General features: G+C 42.1%; 2 protein-coding genes. Both read right to left on the bottom strand.

The window, feature by feature from the left end:
* Positions 1–246: 246 nt before the first annotated feature.
* A complete protein-coding gene (locus tag IW644_RS19835) occupies positions 247–477 on the bottom strand; it encodes a hypothetical protein (protein WP_211071287.1) in 231 nt (76 codons plus the stop codon).
* A gap of 130 nt (positions 478–607) precedes the next feature.
* Positions 608–1,120: a hypothetical protein gene (locus IW644_RS19840; RefSeq protein ID WP_269919044.1), complete on the bottom strand. Its 513-nt coding sequence runs from the start codon at positions 1,118–1,120 to the stop codon at positions 608–610.
* Between the last annotated feature and the right edge of the window lie 178 nt (positions 1,121–1,298).

Here is a 1,298-nt window from a genome sequence, read left to right on the forward strand (position 1 = left end):
TCTAGGGAACGACCTTTCGCCCAATACGACTCTTGAGACAAGAAACGATGAATGAACTCAACGTCGAGCTTCGTTTTATCAGACGAGATTTCAATTTCCATAGCTCACTTCTGTTAAGGCTTATAACTTTTCAATAACGGGCGCAGACATGTGGGGCATAATGGCGAAGCCGCCCCGCGTGTATGCGTCCCAGCGAACGTAGTGAGTGTGTTGATTGAGTTGTTATGTTGCACAGCCCAATACAGCCTATTTTTCATTAAAAACCATTTGCTTGAAGCATGTTATTGCTGCTTGAACATCCTTGAAACTTTTTAGTTCAAAGCGATTTCCACGCTCAAAATAGAATACTTCAATTTCACTACGTGCATCATAGATACAGAAGCCTTCGTAAGACGGAAGGGTGTCTATTGCATAGATTGACTCGTTCACGCCACGAGCAATCATTTCTTTTTTCAGTTCTTGGAGTTCAATTCTCATCGTGCTACATAACACCCCACTAAGGGGCGCTAATACATGGGCTAAAATTAGGAACGAAGTGACGCAGCCCATGTGTTAGCGTCCCAGCGAGCGAAGCGAGTGCCTTAAGTGGTTTGTTATAAGCCACTGTTTAAATAGCCTTACGCATTTTATCTATTAACTCAAGACATGCCTGATAAAGCAAGATTTCCATGTCCTCATTATGGTAAAGAGGTCCCCAGCGGAATAGCCCCCTGAGACTAAATTGCTTTGCAATGAATTCACGCCATGTCACAGATTTAGAAACACTGAATGTTTTAACGGTCTTGCCGTGATTAATGTTGTATAGACGCGAAACCAACTTGATTTTTGGACGCCAAAATATTGGTATACCAGAGGTTCCAAGATTAACGGTAAAAGCTTCGCCACCGTGTAGTGTGGCTATAACGACATCCAAGCCAATGTCAGATTTCTTCGGTTCCTTAATGGTAGAGATACTGTGGAGGCAAAAAATCTCTTCGAGTTTTTTGCGCATATGATCTTGTAGTGAATTTCCACTTATAGAAAAGAACGACTCTATTTTAGATATGTTGCTGTCATTAACTACAGCCAATGAACCCAAGTATACATTTGGTTTTTCAGAGTTGAACCAATCGAAGAGCAAATTCAAATTCCTTTTGGCTTATAACTTTCCAATAACGGGCGCAGACATGTGGGGCATAATGGCGCAGCCGCCCCGCGTGTATGCGTCCCAGCGAACGCAGTGAGTGTGTTAATTGGGTTGTTATGTTTTATCACTGAATGCAATAACTTCTATTTCTACTAGATGCCTAGGACTATAA

The sequence above is a fragment of the Alteromonas sp. PRIM-21 genome (assembly GCF_027563165.1).
In the GTDB taxonomy this organism is placed as follows: domain Bacteria; phylum Pseudomonadota; class Gammaproteobacteria; order Enterobacterales; family Alteromonadaceae; genus Alteromonas; species Alteromonas macleodii_A.

Bases quoted from the DNA above. Each gene is read 5' to 3' on its own strand.
- IW644_RS19835 (WP_211071287.1), bottom strand. From the start codon at position 477: ATGAGAATTGAACTCCAAGAACTGAAAAAAGAAATGATTGCTCGTGGC.